Raw genomic sequence first — 17,347 nt, forward strand, 5'->3', positions numbered from 1 at the left:
TTTTAATCCTCCATTAATGGCAACCGTATCTTCACGGATGTGCCTTTTTCAACAACACTTTCAATTTCTAATGTACCCTGTAACTGTTTTAATAACTGTTCAACAATAGATAAACCCAATCCACTTCCACCGTCCGCACGACTTCTTGCTTTGTTAACGCGATAAAATCGTTCAGTAACATGTGTTAAATCCTCAGCAGGAATACCAATTCCATAATCCCTAATGGTAATTTGTGCACTACCAGCCTTTTCAACAGCCACTATTTCCACCTTAGAATTTTCATGTGAGTAATTAATCGCATTTTCAATAATGTTAATAAAAATTTGTTTTAGCTTTACTTCATCCGCTTCAATAATTAGTGCATCATCTACATCTAAATATAAAGTTATGTTCTTTTTATTTGCTTGATGTGCTAAGATTTTTTGAACCTCTCGTAATGTTTCTCCTAACGGAATTGGATATAACTCAATATCGGTTTGTTCATTTTCTGTTCTTGCCAGTTGAAGTAATTCGTTTGTTAAGCGTTCCATACGGTTGGCCTCACGAACGATTAGCTGAATGGTTTCTTCTTTTTGGCCTTCTGTAATGATGCCATTTTGCATGGCTTCGCTATAGCCCTTTACATAGCTAATCGGTGTTCGTAATTCATGGGAGACTGTTGCCAAAAACGTTTTTTGTGCTTCATCCTCTTGCTGAATTGCCTCTGCCATTTTGTTAAAGGTACTAGATAATTTACCGATTTCATCTCGTGAATTGACAGGTACACGAGTCTCATAATTCCCATAGGACATCTGCTCCACTGCAAGCTGTAAATCGTTTAATGGTCGCATAATATGTCGTATTCCTTTATAAATTAAATAGCTAACAACTACTAAAAATATAAAGGCACTAATAAACAATAAAATAACGCCACTATTAGCCAATTCACTGATTTTAGCCAGTGGAAAATAAATATAGATAATACCTTCTAATCGATTTTGATCAACAAGTGGTACAACCACCGAAATAAGTTGTCGATCAAACCGAGGCTCGTACCCAATTTTTTGCACATATTTTCCTGCTAGTAATTTTTGTCTTTCCTCTGGGCCAATCAATGTCTCATAATCTATATCAAATGGAACACAGGCACTTAATTCACGAGGATTCCTTACCGCAAATATATTCAAATTGGAATAATCATTAAATTCTTCAATATCTGCAATAAATTCATCCGTAACCTTGCCATTATCATACATCGTCTGAAGCTTTAAGCCGACTTCCACCATTGTATCTTCTGTATCCTGTACATATAAGCGTTGATATAAAAAATTTGTGAGCACATACATAAAGACAACGGTAATAATTAAAAAAGCGAAAATTAACAACCAAATGCGAGTGGCGATCTTTTTCATTCGCCAGGGTCAAAGCGGTAGCCCACTCCCCAAACGGTTTGAATATGCGAAGCCGCATCCTTTCCAAGCTTTATTCGTAAGGTTTTAATATGTGTATCAACCGTGCGCGTACCACCTACATAATCAATATCCCAAATGCGTTCTAGTAGTTGCTCCCTCGAATAGGCATTACCTGGATTTTTCATAAATAAGTGTAAGAGCTCAAATTCTTTTAAAGTAAGTGGAATACTCTTTCCATCAACAGATACTTTACGTGCTATTTCATCTATTTTAATAGAGCCATAAATCACGTACTTTTGCTGTAGCTCTGTAATATTTGCACCACTTCGTCTTAATACAGCATAAATTCTGGCTACGAGTTCTTCATGTGTAAATGGTTTAACAATATAATCATCCCCGCCAAGGGTAAGACCTTTCACCTTATCCTCATTCGCATCACGTGCAGTCAAAAAAATAATCGGCACATTTGACATAGCACGAATACTTTGACAAACAACAAAACCATCCTCATGTGGCATCATTACATCAAGTAGTACTAAATCTATATTTTCACGTACTATTACATCGTAAGCTTCCGTTCCACTAGCGGCAGTAAATGTCTCTATATCAGAGTTCTTGAGCATCATTTCAATTAAATTACGCATATCCTGCTCATCATCAACTATTAATACAGTTGTCATTATTGTTCCTCCCTTACTAACAGCTGAAAGGCACCTTTCCCTACATCAACTGTTTTTTCCTTCTGGCCATCCTTTATAAAGTACAATGTGTGATCATCATAGCCAGCGACAACAATATAATCTTTAAACTGGTCCACTACAAAGGGGTTTGCCCCAACCTCTTGCTGCCATAATATATGTCCATCAAAGTCTGCCACATATAACTCATTATGACCATGACTCACAACAAGAACAGCATCTTTGGTCTTTTTTAAGCCTACTGGCATCAAAGGCATGTCGATCTCTCCATGCAGTTGACCTGTAGTCAAATCATATTTTTTAACAGAACTATTTGGCTTACTTCCTTCTCCATGACCACCAACCCATAGCTCATGTGTTTCTTCTAGAACAGCAATTCCATGTGCAGATTTTTGAATCGGCCACTCTTGCTCAATTGTTAAATCCTTCATATTTAACACCGATAATTTTGTATCTTTAAAATTAATAACATATAGTTTATCCCTATACGATGTCATTGACATTGGATAATTGCCTAGTTGTTGTGTAGCTAGCTGATTTCCTTCTTGATCAAAGCTTGTCACTGTATTGGTTTTACTATTCGTGATAAAAAATTGCTTGATGTTGTCATCGTAGTATACATTGGTCGTACCAATCTCTACTTTTTTTGAATAGAGCTTTTCTCCGGTTGATATTGTATAGACGTCGATGTTATTTAGTTGGTGTCCATATAATAAAACTTGGTCATCACCTAATAGTATGGCTCCTGAATAAGCCTTATCAAATAACCATGTCGCAAGTACAATCCCATCCTCATCAATAAAATCTAATGATGGCTCTTGTATGTTTAATGAAGCTATAAAACTTCGTTCCCTTTCAATGGGTTCATATGACTTTTCAGCGCAACCCGCTAACCATATAATTTGTAGTAACGAAAAAATGAAGAATGCCCATTTTTTCAACTTTATCACCTCTGCCCCTTAACTATACTTCACAATTGTGAAATTCGGGTGAAACTTGGAAGGTAAATTTATGACAAACCATGAAAATACATTTCACATTTCATGCTCGCAATTCCTCTAACAGTCTAATCATCCAACCAATATTTCCGTCCTAACATATATTACAAAGATAATGGTAAGGAGGAATATAGTATGATTTCCATTAGCTTATGTATGATTGTAAGAAATGAAGAAGAAGTTATTGGTCGTTGTCTTGAGTCCGTCAAAGATATTGTAGATGAAATTAATATTGTTGATACGGGATCAACAGATAATACAAAGCAAGTGGTTGCACAGTATACAGACCGAATTTTTGATTTTAAATGGATACATCACTTTGCAGCAGCACGGAACTTTTCCTTTCAACAAGCAACAAAGGATTACATCCTTTGGCTTGATGCCGACGATGTTTTTTTAGAGGAAGATCGCCAAAAATTAAAGGCACTCAAAGCATCTCTTAACTCTGATATTGATGCTGTTTCAATGAATTATCATTTAAGTTTCGATCATGAGGGAAATGCAGACGCCTTAATAAGAAGATATCGACTTGTCAGAAGGGAGAAGCAATTTCAATGGATTGGTGCTGTTCATGAATATTTAGAAGTTAGTGGTATGTTGTTTGATAGTGATGTCGCTGTTAGCCATTTACCATTAACACACGATCACTCCCGCAATATTACGATTTATAGACAACTGATTGAAGCTGGAGAAACACTATCACCACGTGATACATTTTATTTTGCTAATGAATTAGTAGATCATGGCCTGTTTGAGGAAGCTATTTATTATTATGAATTATTTTTAACGTCCAAATTAGGGTGGGTTGAAGATAACATTCGTGCCTGCTTAAAATTAGCAGATTGCTATTCCCATTTAAACGATAAAGAAAACAATCTCAGTGCTATACTACGAAGCTTTGAATACGATATCCCCAGACCAGAAGCCTGCTGTCGCCTAGGCTATCACTTTATGGAACAATCTAGAAATTACGAAGCTATATTTTGGTATGAACAGGCTCTAGTTATTAAACAGAAGCCCAATGCCCCCTTTCAGAACAAAAGCTTTTCTACATGGCTACCCCACTTGCAGCTCTGTGTTCTTTACGACCGCTTACAACAATATGAACTGGCCAATGCCCATAATGAATTAGCGGGCTCGTTTATTCCAAATGACCCCAAAATTCTACACAATAAAGAGTATTTCAAGCGTATTTTAACAATCAATCAAAATGACTCTTAAAAAATATCAACAACCATCTAAAAAAATTTCAGCTCATCTTCACATGATAAACATCCAATTATCTTAAAAATATTTGCAACGAATCTATAAATAACTCTCTATTTACAAGTAATTAATAGTTATGTGTCTACCTCCTTTATCATTACGCAGAATACGATATTTGAGAGAGGAGGTGAGACTATGCATTTTGGAAATTTTAAAGATAGAGTTTGCAGTAGATGTCATTCATTTCCTTGTTGTTGTAAAACTGGTCCTATTCCAAGTTGTCCAATTTGGCCAGTGAAACCTACAGGACCGACTGGGGGAATAACTGGACCTATAGGTAGTACTGGGGCGACTGGCGCGACTGGGGCGACCGGGGTTACTGGCGTTACTGGCGCGACTGGGGTCACTGGTTCTACCGGAGTTACTGGGGCTACTGGGGCTACTGGCGTTACTGGCGCTACTGGCGCGACTGGCGCTACTGGTGTTACTGGCGCGACTGGTGTTAATGGGGCGACTGGCTCTACCGGCGTTACTGGCTCTACTGGGGTCACTGGGGCTACTGGTGTAACTGGCGTTACTGGGGCTACTGGGGCGACTGGGGCGACTGGGGCGACTGGGGCGACTGGCTCTACCGGCGTTACTGGCTCTACTGGTGCAACCGGGGCTACTGGCGTTACTGGTGTTAATGGGGCGACTGGTGTAACTGGTTCTACTGGGGCTACTGGGGCTACTGGGACTACTGGCGTTACTGGCGCTACTGGGGTCACTGGGGCTACTGGCTCTACTGGTGTTACTGGGGCGACTGGCTCTACCGGCGTTACTGGGGCTACTGGGGCTACTGGGGCTACTGGTGTTACTGGTGTTACTGGTGTTACTGGTGTTACTGGCTCTACCGGCGTTACTGGCGCTACTGGGGTCACTGGGGCGACTGGGGTCACTGGCGTTACTGGCGTTACTGGCGCGACTGGGGTCACTGGGGCTACTGGCGCTACTGGCTCTACTGGTGTTACTGGCGCGACTGGCTCTACTGGTGCAACCGGGGCTACTGGCGCTACCGGCGTTACTGGTGTTACTGGCGTTACTGGTGTTACTGGGGTTACTGGCTCTACCGGCGTTACTGGCTCTACTGGGGTCACTGGGGCTACTGGTGTAACTGGCGTTACTGGTGTTACTGGCGTTACTGGCGTTACTGGCGTTACTGGCGTTACTGGCTCTACTGGTGCAACCGGGGCTACTGGCGTTACTGGAGCCACTGGCGTTACTGGGACTACTGGTGTAACTGGTTCTACTGGTGTAACTGGTTCTACTGGTGTAACTGGTTCTACTGGCTCTACTGGTGCAACTGGGGCTACCGGCGCTACTGGCTCTACTGGCGTTACTGGTGCTACTGGTGAGATCGGGGCTACTGGGGTCACTGGTTCTACTGGTGTTACTGGCGCTACTGGCTCTACCGGCGCTACTGGAGCCACTGGCGTTACTGGCTCTACTGGCATTACTGGAGCCACTGGCGTTACTGGCTCTACTGGTGTAACTGGGGCTACTGGCGTTACTGGCTCTACTGGTGCTACCGGGGCTACTGGCGTTACTGGGGCCACTGGCGTTACTGGGACTACTGGTGTAACTGGTTCTACTGGCTCTACTGGCTCTACTGGCGTTACTGGTGCTACTGGTGAGATCGGGGCTACTGGGGTCACTGGTTCTACTGGCGTTACTGGCTTTACTGGCTCTACTGGTGTTACTGGGACTACTGGTGTAACTGGTGTTACAGGAGCTACTGGTGTAACTGGGGCTACTGGGGCTACTGGTGCAACCGGGGCTACTGGTGTTACTGGGGTTACTGGGGTTACTGGCGCTACCGGGGCTACTGGCTCTACTGGCTCTACTGGTGCAACCGGGGCTACTGGCATTACTGGAGCCACTGGCGTTACTGGTGTTACTGGTTCTACTGGCGCTACTGGTGCAACCGGGGCTACTGGCATTACTGGAGCCACTGGCGTTACTGGGACTACTGGTGTAACTGGTTCTACTGGGGCTACCGGCGTTACTGGGGCTACCGGCGTTGCTGGGGCTACTGGCGCGACTGGCACTACGGGAGCTACTGGCGTTACTGGCTCTACTGGGGCATTTGGAGCTACTGGAGCTACCGGCGCTACGGGGGTTACTGGCGCTACGGGTGTAACCGGAGCTACTGGCGCTACCGGCGTTACTGGGGTTACTGGGGTTACTGGGGTTACTGGCTTTACTGGCGCGACTGGGACTACTGGCGCAATTGGACCTACTGGGGTGACTGGTACTACTGGCGCAATTGGACCTACTGGGGTGACTGGTACTACTGGGCCTGCATTTACTGAAGGGTTCTCTGCCTTTAAAAACTCGTTGACTGTTAGTGGATCTACTCCAATCACTAACTGGAGTGTCGCTTCACCATACTTTACAACACCTGCTTTCAATCCAACAACTGGTATATTCACTGTACCAACTACAGGTAGGTATTCCTTTGAAGCAACCATTAACTACTCCACTGCTGCGGCTATTACCGTTACTTTAGGAGCAGGAATAAACCCTTCATTTGCAATTAGACAAAATGCTACTACAAATTTAATTAGTGGCTTGTTCCCTGTACTAAACGTCAATGTGGCACTTGTATTAACATTACGCGCAGTTCTTGGAAATGGCACAATCACTTTAGCAGGAGAAGTGGATTTAAATGCTGGAGATACGATCGATTTGTTCTATGAAGCCAATGGATTGACCATCTCTCTTACACTAGGCGGCGCTAACTCTGGTGGTATTGTTTGGTCATGTCATCGAATTTCTTAGGGCTAGGACATTAATAAGCAATACAATTCTTAGAAGAAATAGCCAACCTCAAAATAGTGGTTGGCTATTTCTTTGACAATATAAAGGATGGTACAAACATTGATAATAAATGTTTGTCCCATCTGATTTGTATTACTTGAAGATTTCCATTAATACTTCATTTGCAACCTGTTTACCTTGCTGCACACACTCTGGAATCGATATCCCTTCAAACGAGCTTCCTGCTAGCTTTACTGTTGGAAAATGTTCTTGTAGTTCCTGCTTGATACGAAGGACTTTCGCCTCGTGTCCAACTGTATATTGTGGCATCGCATTTTTCCAACGTGTTACAACAGTTGTAATAGGTTCGCCATCGATACCAATCGTTTTCTTTAAATCCTGAAGCACAGTTTTTTCAATCTCCGTATCCGATAAAGCCACAATCGCTTCGTCGCCCACTCGACCAATATAACTACGTAATAATACATAATCCTCTGGTGAAGTACCTGGCCATTTTCGATTCATCCAAGTACAAGAAGTAATCGAAAAATCACTATTTCTAGAGACATAAAAAGAAAGAGCATCTAAATCACCGAGCTGTTCCTTTTTAAAGGCCATTGTAACGGTAGCAATAGTCGCAGCCTTCATTGTCCCCAATTCATGTAATATACTTAGCTTGCTAAACATTTTTTCAGCCATATTAAAAGGGGTAGCAATAATAACAGCATCCGCTTTGATATGCGAGAAATTATTGAGCATCACCTGAACTGAGCCATCCTTACCATGCTCTATTTCCTCTACTTTGACACCCTTCATCACGGTCCCCGGAAGTAGTGATTCTTCTATACTTTCGATGAGTGTTTCTAGGCCATTGCTAAAGGTTTGAAAGATTCCTTTATTTTCAGCTATCTGATGATTGCTTAAGAAATTCGTTCCTGACTTCTTCATACCAATCAGCAAACTACGATATTTTTGTTCTAAACTATAAAGCTGTGGGAATGTTGAACTCATACTTAATTGCTCAATATCCCCTGCAAATGTACCCGCTAGTAAGGGCTCTACTAGATTTTCCACAACCTCCGCACCAAATCTTCTTCTAAAAAACGCTCCTAATGGTTGATCGTCATCCTGTGTAGAACGGGGAATGAAAAAGTCCCCCGCCGCACGAACTTTACCACTAAGTGAAAACAAGCCTGACGTTATAAATGAAGAGATATGGGGTGTCTCTCCTGATAGGAGATGACTAGGTATTGGGTATAACTGACTACCAACAGCAACATAGTTTGGCCCCGCATTACTTGTTAATAGTTTCTGTTCGATCCCGAGATCCTTTGCTAAAGCATTGACATAATTTTCACGATCAAAAAAAGATTCTGGCCCACGCTCAATAATAAAGCCATCTTTTCTTAGAGTTTGAATTTTTCCGCCAAGACGTAATGACGACTCGACAAGTACGATATCTAATGGCAATTCTTTTGCGCTTGCTTCTTTTTGCATATAGAACGCAGCTGTAAGGCCTGTAATGCCACCGCCTACGACAACTACCTTTCGTCTTTTCTGAGTCACCAACATCATCACTTTCTTTTCGCTTAGCTTAATTTTTTATGAATCGCCTCTACCATCGCATCAATAAATAATGGGTGTGTATTTGGCATTGCTGGACGATAGTATTTTGCACCAAGTTCATCACAAACAACTTTACATTCAAAATCGTTGTCATACAACACTTCTAAATGCTCTGTTACAAAACCTACTGGTGTATAAACAAATGAACGGAAGCCTTTTTCTTCAAATAGCTCACGTGTCAAGTCTTGAACATCTGGACCAATCCAAGGCTCTGGTGTTTGGCCTGCTGATTGCCAGCCAACCTCTACATTTTTTAAACCTGTCGCAGCTTGAATAAGACGAGCTGTTTCAATAAGTTGATCTTCATATGGATCACCTAAGTTTTTAATTTTTTCAGGCAATGAATGTGCTGACACAATTAGACAAGCTGTTTCACGTTCTTCTTCTGACATTGCATTGAATGTCTCATTCACTTGTTGTTTCCAGTACTCAATGAATTTCGGCTCGTCATACCAAGATTCTACAGAAGTAATCTTTAAGCGACCTCCTGCTGCCTCTTCAGCACGACCATTATAAGACTTAATAGAGAAAGTAGAGAAATGAGGAGCTAAAACAATAGAAACCGCTTCTTTTATGCCCTCTGCTACCATTTGCTCAACTGCATCTTCTATAAATGGATGAATATGTTTTAAACCAATAAACAATTTATATTCTACAGCATCCTGTACTTCGTTCAAACGTGCACATAATGCTTCAGCTTGTGCTTCTGTTGCCGCAGCTAATGGAGATAAACCACCGATTGCTTCATAGCGGCTACGTAAATCTTCTAAATGCTCTGCAGAAGGTTTACGTCCATGACGAATATGCGTATAGTAAGGTTCAATATCTTCTTCTTTATAAGGTGTTCCGTATGCCATTACTAGTAAGCCTTTAACTTCTTTCATTACCCTTTTCACCTCTAAAATTGTTTTATGTTTTCATACATTATGTGATAAAAAGAAGCTGCCCAATCTTGATTATTGGACAGCTCCTTTTCTACATTGAAATTAAAATTCCCTATATAGAAAAGGACATATTATTCACATTTGATTGACTTCTATAAAGAACGAGCATGAATTTGTTGAGCACTATATTCATGAATAAGCGTTGTAAGACGTTTTAAGACATCCGGGTCAACCTCTGGGAAAACACCATGGCCTAGATTAAAGATATGACCTGGCATTTCTAGACCTTGATCGATAATATCTTTTGTTCGTTTTTCAATAATTGACCAATCTGCAAGTAATAGGGATGGATCTAAGTTTCCTTGTACAGGTTTTGTAATACCATTGGCACGCGCGTCTTTAATAGGTAAACGCCAGTCTAAGCCCACAACATCAATCGGTAAATCATTCCATTCTTTTGCCAAATGGCTAGCACCAACTCCAAATTGAATTAGTGGTACATTTTCTTTTTGCAACTCTGCAAAAATACGAGTCATAATCGGTTTAATAAATACACGGTAATCCTCTACATTTAAGGCTCCAACCCATGAGTCGAACACTTGGATAGCTTTTGCACCAGCTTTAATTTGAGCCGTTACATCTGCAATAATCATGTCAGCGAGTTTATCCATTAAAGCAAACCAAGCTTGAGGTTCAGATACCATAAATGACTTTGTTTTATTATAGTTTCTTGAAGGACCACCTTCAATCATGTAGCTTGCAAGTGTAAATGGGGCTCCAGCAAAGCCGATTAAAGGCACATTCAATTGCTCTTCTGCAAGTAACTTGATTGTCTCTAAAACAAATGGTGTATGCTCTTTGGCATTGAATTCACCTAATTTTTCTACATCTGCTACTGACCGAATAGGATTAGAAATAACAGGACCAACACCTGCCTTAATTTTCACATCTATCCCGATTCCAGGGAGAGGTGTGACAATATCTTTATATAAAATTGCAGCATCCACATTGTAATTCTCTACAGGTAGACGAGTGACATACGCACATAGCTCTGGTTGATGTGTAATTTCCTCTAAGGAATACTTTTCTTTAATTGCACGGTATTCTGGCTGAGAACGTCCTGCCTGACGCATATACCAAACAGGTGTATGTGCGGTCCTTTCTCCACGTGCAGCACGTAGAAGTGTATCATTAAAAGTTGTCATGAATAATTCCTTCCCCTCGTTAAATTCTTACTATAAAAAATCGCTTGTTTATTCCTTTATTATTGATATCCGTTTCCAATAGTAAACGCTTCCTCTGTTATTGTATAGTTTTCCTAGTGAAATGTCATAAAATTGTTCTTTCTCGACATATTCTTTTTGAACGGAGCGTTAGACTTACACCAGAAAGGGTATAATCACGCTATATTAGTAAGATTCATAAGGAGGATAAATTCATGTATATTTATTTAACTTCTGGTACTGGTGATTTTTTGGAGCAGGTAAAAAATAAGTATCCTAATGAGCATATGATTTTAATTCATGGGGAAGGAAACTCTGTACTGATACATGAAACCGAAGGAAAAACAGTATTTGCGACACCCCGTAAATTTGAAGTGCTGGATGCAGTAAATGATTTAGAGGAACGTGGTTTCTTTGTTTTCAATAATATTCCTGTAACAGATGAAGGACGGCCAGTTTTCGAGCACCGCTTTTTAGAACGATCACGCGCTATTGAAAATGAGCCTGGCTTTGTTGCATTTCGTTTATTACGTCCAATCAAGAGTGAGACTTATATTGTCATGACTCAATGGAATGGACCACATTCATTTGAAGCTTGGAAAAGCTCGAAAGCATTTGAATCAGCTCATGCTAAAACAGATGACTCAACGGCCGTACGCCAGCAAAATATCTTTTCAGCAGCTTCTTATGTCACAACTTACAATGCAATACCAAAAGAAGATATTGAGTAGCTAATATAAAAGCTCATTTTCCGAATGTTTGCATTGGAAAATGAGCTTTTCAATTTGTCAGCTATAGCCTCTTCATTTGGACATTTTGGCTGTTAATTCACTAATCACCAAAACTATAATAACGGCTATATAAAACATCGGCTGTGTAATGGCGCACAAACCTACAATAATGGCTTGAGTAATCATTGCTAAACGCACAATTTGCTTCACAGCTAGTTGACGAGCATGATCTGGTAACGGATAGAGCATGTCCATTCGAAATTCGCCGCTGGATAACAGAGCTTGTTTTAACTGAATAGTTGTCGCAAAGCTGAGTGCACCTGCTACAATCCATGTAACGACAGGAATATCTACAAATGCTGCAATGATTGCTGAAATAGCAGTAAGGCGTACCCATAAATAGAAATGGTCATCTGTTCGAATAAAGGTACGAAATACCAAGTACTTTTGAGCATTTTCCTTACCATATGGTACAAATTTATAGAGCCAGTCCATCCAGCTTCGACGCCGAATGCTACCGTGTAAATGAGGTACGTCTGTAAAATAATTTGCAAAACGATAGAAGCTCATCATACGATTCTGTTCAAGCTTGACAAAATGCTCATACGGCACTGGTTCACCAACTGATTTTTTACTAAAGACTATCATATAAATAACACTAATAACTGTCGCGATTACTGCTAATAACAACTGTGCATGGAGCCCCATATAAATAGCAGCTGCAAAAATGACAGCTCGAATAAACCTATCCACCCAAACCATCTGCCCTCGTTCACTATAACGATAGCTGAATTCTCCTCGAACACTTAGATATTTCAACACAATAGTAAGTAAAAATATTGTCCATATTTCGACCGTTGTTAATTCAGTCACGGCTTTTAATAAAGGGATACTAACAATATAGACAATCGCTACAATCCACACCTGAGACCAAAACGTCCAAGCCAACGCCTTGCTGAAGTACAAAGACATCTTTGATTCTAAAGGTAATAAGTATACTTGATCTGGCTCTCTCAACAATGTAGTCGGACGGCTAAAGGCCAATAAAATCCCGATGATAACAGCTATCAGGACTTCTGCTGGAAAGTCTGTTTGAACAACTTTCAGCCATTCGCTATATTGATAGCCCCCTGCTCCTATTAGAAATACAAGTACGATAGCAATATGCCCTGTAAAAATAAATTGCATATATTTTTGTACTTCTCCTATATAATGCATGAAGCGAGAGGACCATACATCACGCAAGTTCTTCATGGTCCCGCTCCTTTGTCATAGCAATATAGAGGTCATCTAATGTCGCATACGGCATAGCAAATGATTGACGTAAATCAGCCATTGTTCCTTGTGCTCGAACTCTTCCTTCATGCAATAAGATAATGCGATCACAATGCTTTTCAGCTGTTGATAGAATATGTGTAGACATTAATATAGAAGCGCCTTCTTTTTTCTTTTCATCCATTTGATCTAATAACGATTGAATACCTAATGGATCCAATCCCACAAAAGGTTCATCAATAATATATAGACTTGGATTCACTAAAAAGGCACACATAATCATAACTTTTTGACGCATTCCCTTTGAAAAATGTGAAGGGAACCAATTTAATCTTTTCTCCATTCGAAATTCTTTTAACAGTACCTCAGAACGAGCATCGAGTGTTGCTTTGTCAATACCGTAAGCCATTGCAGTTAATTCTAAATGCTCTCTTAATGTTAGCTCATCGTACAATACAGGGGTTTCAGGAATATAAGAAAAAGCTGTACGATACTTGTCCGTATCTTCCTTTAATGTTACACCATTTAAACGAATGTCACCTTCCTTTGGCAACATTGTTCCTATAATATGTTTAATCGTTGTACTTTTCCCAGCTCCATTTAAGCCGATTAAGCCAACTAGTTCACCTTCTCCAATCGTAAAAGATAGATCTTTAATAACAGGTTTTCTTGTATAACCACCTGTCACATGCTGTACCTCTAATACTGACATATCCTCACTCCTCTTCTTGAATTATATTTTATCAAAAATTAGCAAATGATACAGGTTTGAGTATGATAGAATGTACTTACATATACGTTAAGGGGGAAATTCTTATGAGCGATTGCCTATTTTGCAAAATTATTGACGGATCAATTCCAAGCACAAAAATTTATGAAGACGATCATGTCTATGCATTCACGGACATTTCACCTGTTGCAAAAGGACACACACTATTAATTCCTAAGCATCACTGCCAGGATCTATTCGAAATGCCAGAGGAAGTAGCACGTCATTTATATGCTGTTGCACCAAAAATCGCGAATGCTATTAAAGCAGCGTTTCAGCCAATTGGTTTGAATACAATTAATAACAACGGTGCTGCTGCTGGACAAACTGTTTTCCACTACCACTTACATTTTATTCCGCGTTACGATGAAAAAGAAGGGCTAGGCTTAATTTGGCAAACACAAACATACGCACCAGAGCAGTTGGCAGAAGTAGCAGAAAGTATTAAAGCCAATCTATAAGCCATTTGTAATATATTAACATCTGAATGTTCAGAATGCTGTATTGCAAATTTTTAAAATTTAGCGTACAATCACAAATAAGTTTCGCTAGCGGTCAAGAGGACACGCTAGGAGACAAATAGATTAGCATAGTCGAGGAGAGATTCAAATGAATACAAAGAATTTAGTATTAATGGCACTGTTAGTAGGTGTCGGTGCTGCTCTTTACGTGGTTACACCAGGAATGGTGAATGGGATGAAGCCTGATTTTATGTTAACCATGATGTTTATTGGTATTTTATTATTCCCAACAGTGAAAGAAACGTTCCTACTTTCTCTTTCAACAGGGGTACTTTCAGGTTTATTTACAACATTCCCAGCAGGTCTTGTTCCAAATATTATTGATAAAGCTGTTACTGGTTTTGTATTTTTAGCTGCTTTACTCATTCTCAAAAAACTGGCAGGTCACTTCGCCGTATCTGCTGTATTAGTTGGTTTGGGAACGATTCTTTCAGGAACTGTCTTTTTAGCAGTTGCACTTTTTGTATTCAATGCAAATGTTGGTGCAACGTTTGCGATGCTATTTATTGGCGTTGTCCTTCCAGCTGTCGTATTTAACGTTGTTGCTTTTGCAGTGATATATCCAATTGTTTCAAAATTAGTGAAGCGCTCCAAGTTCAATACAGCTATTTCTCAAATATCATAAATAAACACTTAAATAATCCAAAGAAACTAAACTGTGATGGCCAAATCACTCGTTTAGTTTCTTTTTTCTTTTTGTATTTATGCATTTCATGGTTTAATAGTAAATAAACATGACTAGAAATGAGGTATCTAATATGAAAGCAAAACCATTTTTACTAGGACTAACAACAGGAATTATCGGCGGGACAATTGCTGTGCTTTTCTCAACGCCGCAATCTGGGCAACAGCTACGTGCTTCTGTTAGACAAAATGTTTACCAAACAAAAGGTATGCTCCTTGATGTAAAACAACAAGTAGGAACTGTAAAACAATCTGTTAATACACTAACAAATGAAGTAAAAAATAATATCCCACAAATAATAAATGATTTAAAGCAAACAATTACGACTTTTACTGAAGAAATCGAACCAACGAAAAATAATTTGCAACAAGAATTAGATGCTTTACAGAATTCGATAAGCGAAATCGAGAAAAACATTGCACAAATTACGGAAAACAAGAAAAAACCTCAAGAAAAAGTTAGCGACTAAAGTCCTTATTCACAGTCGGATAATCTATTTTTTTACCAAAAACTATTGCTATAATATTATTTTTTAACCACTTTTCAATTTTTTAATTTTTCTAACTTTAAACTTTTTTTCTTTACTGCTATAATATTTTTAAAAATGTGAAAGAAAGCAGTAGGTGATGGCTTTGTCAGAGGAATTATATACACAAAAAGAAGCGATGCTTTATAGTCAAAGAATCGCACAGTTATCAAAAGCGCTGTGGAAAGCGGTTGAAAAGGATTGGCAACAATGGATTAAACCTTATGATTTAAATATTAATGAACACCATATTTTATGGATTTCATACCATTTAAAAGGTGCTTCCATTTCTGATGTTGCGAAATTTGGCGTTATGCATGTTTCTACAGCATTTAATTTCTCCAAAAAATTAGAAGAGCGTGGCTTTCTTAAGTTTTCCAAGCGTGATGACGATAAACGTAATACGTATGTTGAGCTTACAGAAGCCGGCACAGAGCTCATTGTAGAGATGAATAAAAACTACCATAATACGTACCATTCTGTACTTGAAGGGTCATTAGCATTAAAAGATTTATACGGCCGTTTCCCTGATTTTTTAGATGTAATGGCTGTTATTCGCAATATCTATGGTGAGGATTTCATCGATATTTTCGAACGCTCTTTCCAACATTTCCGTGATTCCTTTGACACGCTAGAAGAACGCACACCTGTAAAAGGATAAGACGAAGCTTCAAACTGCACATAATTTTTCCTGCAATTATTTATAAGTTGAACAAAAATGAGTTATACTGTTCATTCAGGAATGAGTCATGTGAAGGAGGTATTTCAGAAATATTTCTGAAGTGCCTCCTTTTTCTTGCATTCTAACATAATTCAATTTACATTAAATAGGACACTTCCTATTTCGGAGTTGATAAAAAACCATGCATTGCTGGAAAATTTTAAATTTAGAACATCATTACGGTACTACGCGTATTATTATAATGGGTGTCATTACTTTTTTAGTGGTCTTTTCTGTTTCGTATGTAACGTTTAATTTATTCAATGAAGAGCATTATACAGATCGACTATTCTGGCTCTTTGTAATAGCTGTGCTAACACTTTATCCCATTCATAAATTTTTGCACTTTGTGGCTCTATTTGATTTACGCCAGCATTTAAAATTACGCGTACGTAGTCAGTTTTATATAATTCCTGTTTTACACATGCGAATTCGAGAGCCTTTATCTAAAAATCGATACATCTTAGCATTACTTACGCCTTTTATCGTTCTAAATACTAGTATTATAGTTGGAACATGGCTTTTACCAGCCTATACCCATTATGGGACATTGCTGTTAGCCTATCACTGTAGTCTATGTCTGATTGATATCCTTTACGTGAAATATCTATTGAATTCACCTAAAAATTCGCAAATAGAAGAAACACCTAAAGGCTATGAAATTTTAGTTCCACCGACCGTTCACTAAATTGCTTGTACTTGTTTTTTATTGACGTTCTTTGTTATGCTATTACTATTGAAAGAGGGGAGGAATAGACTTGCTATTAATGATTGTAGTTCTATTCTCGGTATTCTATTTATTTCAAATTAATCGCATGACCTATGCTCTATGCATGCGACGTGAAATTCCCGAAGAAAACCAACCAAAAATATTCCGAACTATAAATATACTTATTACTATCCTACTTGTCTCATTCTACATTGAAATTTTATATGCAGTATAGCAGAAAAATCCATTACGCCTCGGCGTAATGGAATCTAATTTTTTCTGGCTTTTTTTGAAAAGCTCCTTTCAAAAACATGTGACATCCGCGCCCGTCCGCACGCTCGAAGATAAGTCGAGCCCCCCATGCAACAACTTTTACTAATCAATTAAATTGTTTAGAATCTAAGGCATGCGGCGCGAATGCCTACATTGTCAAGAAAAGCTAAGAGTTAAAGCTCTTAGCTTTTCGCTGTTTTATTAATTAGTATAGGAACGCTGCACCAACGATAATTAATAAAATAAATAACACAACTAATAAAGCAAAGCCTGAGCCGTAGCCACCGCCACCGTATCCTCCGTTGCCCATAA

General features: G+C 39.3%; 18 protein-coding genes. 9 read left to right on the forward strand and 9 right to left on the reverse strand.

Going from position 1 to position 17,347, the window contains the following annotated elements:
• Positions 1–2: 2 nt before the first annotated feature.
• Genes MHB39_RS18940 through MHB39_RS18950 form a run of 3 tightly spaced genes read right to left on the reverse strand, consistent with a single transcriptional unit; the run spans position 3 to position 3,030 of the window.
• Positions 3–1,391, reverse strand: coding sequence for an ATP-binding protein (locus MHB39_RS18940; RefSeq protein ID WP_016995103.1), 1,389 nt, complete (start codon positions 1,389–1,391; stop codon positions 3–5).
• Positions 1,388–2,071: a response regulator transcription factor gene (locus MHB39_RS18945; protein WP_016995104.1), complete on the reverse strand. Its 684-nt coding sequence runs from the start codon at positions 2,069–2,071 to the stop codon at positions 1,388–1,390. The genes MHB39_RS18940 and MHB39_RS18945 overlap by 4 nt, the downstream gene beginning before the upstream one ends.
• Positions 2,071–3,030: a YncE family protein gene (locus MHB39_RS18950; RefSeq protein WP_036078858.1), complete on the reverse strand. Its 960-nt coding sequence runs from the start codon at positions 3,028–3,030 to the stop codon at positions 2,071–2,073. The genes MHB39_RS18945 and MHB39_RS18950 overlap by 1 nt, the downstream gene beginning before the upstream one ends.
• Before the next feature lie 192 nt (positions 3,031–3,222).
• On the opposite strand from MHB39_RS18950, the gene MHB39_RS18955 reads away from it, so the two are divergent.
• On the forward strand, positions 3,223–4,308 hold the full coding sequence (locus MHB39_RS18955; protein ID WP_342544945.1) for a glycosyltransferase family 2 protein: 1,086 nt from the start codon (positions 3,223–3,225) through the stop codon (positions 4,306–4,308).
• 180 nt (positions 4,309–4,488) lie between these two features.
• The gene (locus MHB39_RS18960; RefSeq protein ID WP_342544948.1) at positions 4,489–7,113 is read left to right on the forward strand and encodes a collagen-like protein; all 2,625 of its coding nucleotides are present in this window, start codon (positions 4,489–4,491) and stop codon (positions 7,111–7,113) included.
• Positions 7,114–7,245: 132 nt separating this feature from the next.
• Here MHB39_RS18960 and hemY read toward each other — a convergent pair whose 3' ends face one another.
• From hemY to hemE, 3 genes are all read right to left on the reverse strand, one after another.
• Positions 7,246–8,667: a protoporphyrinogen oxidase gene (hemY, locus tag MHB39_RS18965; protein ID WP_258859082.1), complete on the reverse strand. Its 1,422-nt coding sequence runs from the start codon at positions 8,665–8,667 to the stop codon at positions 7,246–7,248.
• 14 nt (positions 8,668–8,681) lie between these two features.
• Positions 8,682–9,602 carry a ferrochelatase gene (gene hemH, locus MHB39_RS18970; protein WP_339280322.1) on the reverse strand — a complete coding sequence of 307 codons (921 nt, stop codon included), beginning with the start codon at positions 9,600–9,602 and terminating at the stop codon, positions 8,682–8,684.
• A 152-nt stretch (positions 9,603–9,754) separates the two neighbouring features.
• Positions 9,755–10,807 carry a uroporphyrinogen decarboxylase gene (gene hemE / locus MHB39_RS18975; RefSeq protein ID WP_016994888.1) on the reverse strand — a complete coding sequence of 351 codons (1,053 nt, stop codon included), beginning with the start codon at positions 10,805–10,807 and terminating at the stop codon, positions 9,755–9,757.
• 233 nt (positions 10,808–11,040) lie between these two features.
• On the opposite strand from hemE, the gene MHB39_RS18980 reads away from it, so the two are divergent.
• Complete coding sequence (locus tag MHB39_RS18980) at positions 11,041–11,556, forward strand: antibiotic biosynthesis monooxygenase (protein WP_016994889.1); 516 nt, start codon at positions 11,041–11,043, stop codon at positions 11,554–11,556.
• Between the two features lie 72 nt (positions 11,557–11,628).
• On the opposite strand, the gene MHB39_RS18985 is transcribed toward MHB39_RS18980, so the two are convergent.
• Positions 11,629–12,810 (reverse strand): ABC transporter permease, encoded by a 1,182-nt coding sequence (locus MHB39_RS18985; RefSeq protein WP_342544952.1) that lies wholly within the window; start codon positions 12,808–12,810, stop codon positions 11,629–11,631.
• Entirely contained in the window at positions 12,794–13,543 is a 750-nt protein-coding gene (locus MHB39_RS18990) for an ABC transporter ATP-binding protein (RefSeq protein WP_066037077.1), read from the reverse strand. The genes MHB39_RS18985 and MHB39_RS18990 overlap by 17 nt, the downstream gene beginning before the upstream one ends.
• Before the next feature lie 104 nt (positions 13,544–13,647).
• Here MHB39_RS18990 and MHB39_RS18995 point away from each other — a divergent pair, with 104 nt between their 5' ends.
• The 6 genes from MHB39_RS18995 to MHB39_RS19020 all read left to right on the forward strand — a co-directional run bounded on the left by MHB39_RS18995 (position 13,648) and on the right by MHB39_RS19020 (position 16,997).
• Entirely contained in the window at positions 13,648–14,061 is a 414-nt protein-coding gene (locus MHB39_RS18995) for an HIT family protein (protein WP_016994891.1), read from the forward strand.
• A 148-nt stretch (positions 14,062–14,209) separates the two neighbouring features.
• Positions 14,210–14,746, forward strand: a complete 537-nt coding sequence (locus tag MHB39_RS19000) for a tryptophan transporter (RefSeq protein ID WP_016994892.1) — start codon at positions 14,210–14,212, stop codon at positions 14,744–14,746.
• 133 nt (positions 14,747–14,879) lie between these two features.
• Positions 14,880–15,275, forward strand: coding sequence for a YtxH domain-containing protein (locus tag MHB39_RS19005; protein ID WP_016994893.1), 396 nt, complete (start codon positions 14,880–14,882; stop codon positions 15,273–15,275).
• 157 nt (positions 15,276–15,432) lie between these two features.
• Positions 15,433–15,993: an HTH-type transcriptional regulator Hpr gene (locus MHB39_RS19010; protein WP_016992097.1), complete on the forward strand. Its 561-nt coding sequence runs from the start codon at positions 15,433–15,435 to the stop codon at positions 15,991–15,993.
• A gap of 202 nt (positions 15,994–16,195) precedes the next feature.
• Entirely contained in the window at positions 16,196–16,741 is a 546-nt protein-coding gene (locus MHB39_RS19015; RefSeq protein WP_036075845.1) for a DUF3267 domain-containing protein, read from the forward strand.
• Between the two features lie 70 nt (positions 16,742–16,811).
• Positions 16,812–16,997: a hypothetical protein gene (locus MHB39_RS19020; RefSeq protein ID WP_008173337.1), complete on the forward strand. Its 186-nt coding sequence runs from the start codon at positions 16,812–16,814 to the stop codon at positions 16,995–16,997.
• Positions 16,998–17,240: 243 nt separating this feature from the next.
• Here the strand turns inward: MHB39_RS19020 and MHB39_RS19025 are convergent, their stop codons facing one another.
• Entirely contained in the window at positions 17,241–17,345 is a 105-nt protein-coding gene (locus tag MHB39_RS19025) for a YjcZ family sporulation protein (RefSeq protein WP_004230765.1), read from the reverse strand.
• Positions 17,346–17,347 lie beyond the last annotated feature (2 nt).

The organism is Lysinibacillus sp. FSL K6-4013 (assembly GCF_038630435.1).
Taxonomy (GTDB): Bacteria; Bacillota; Bacilli; order Bacillales_A; family Planococcaceae; genus Lysinibacillus; species Lysinibacillus boronitolerans.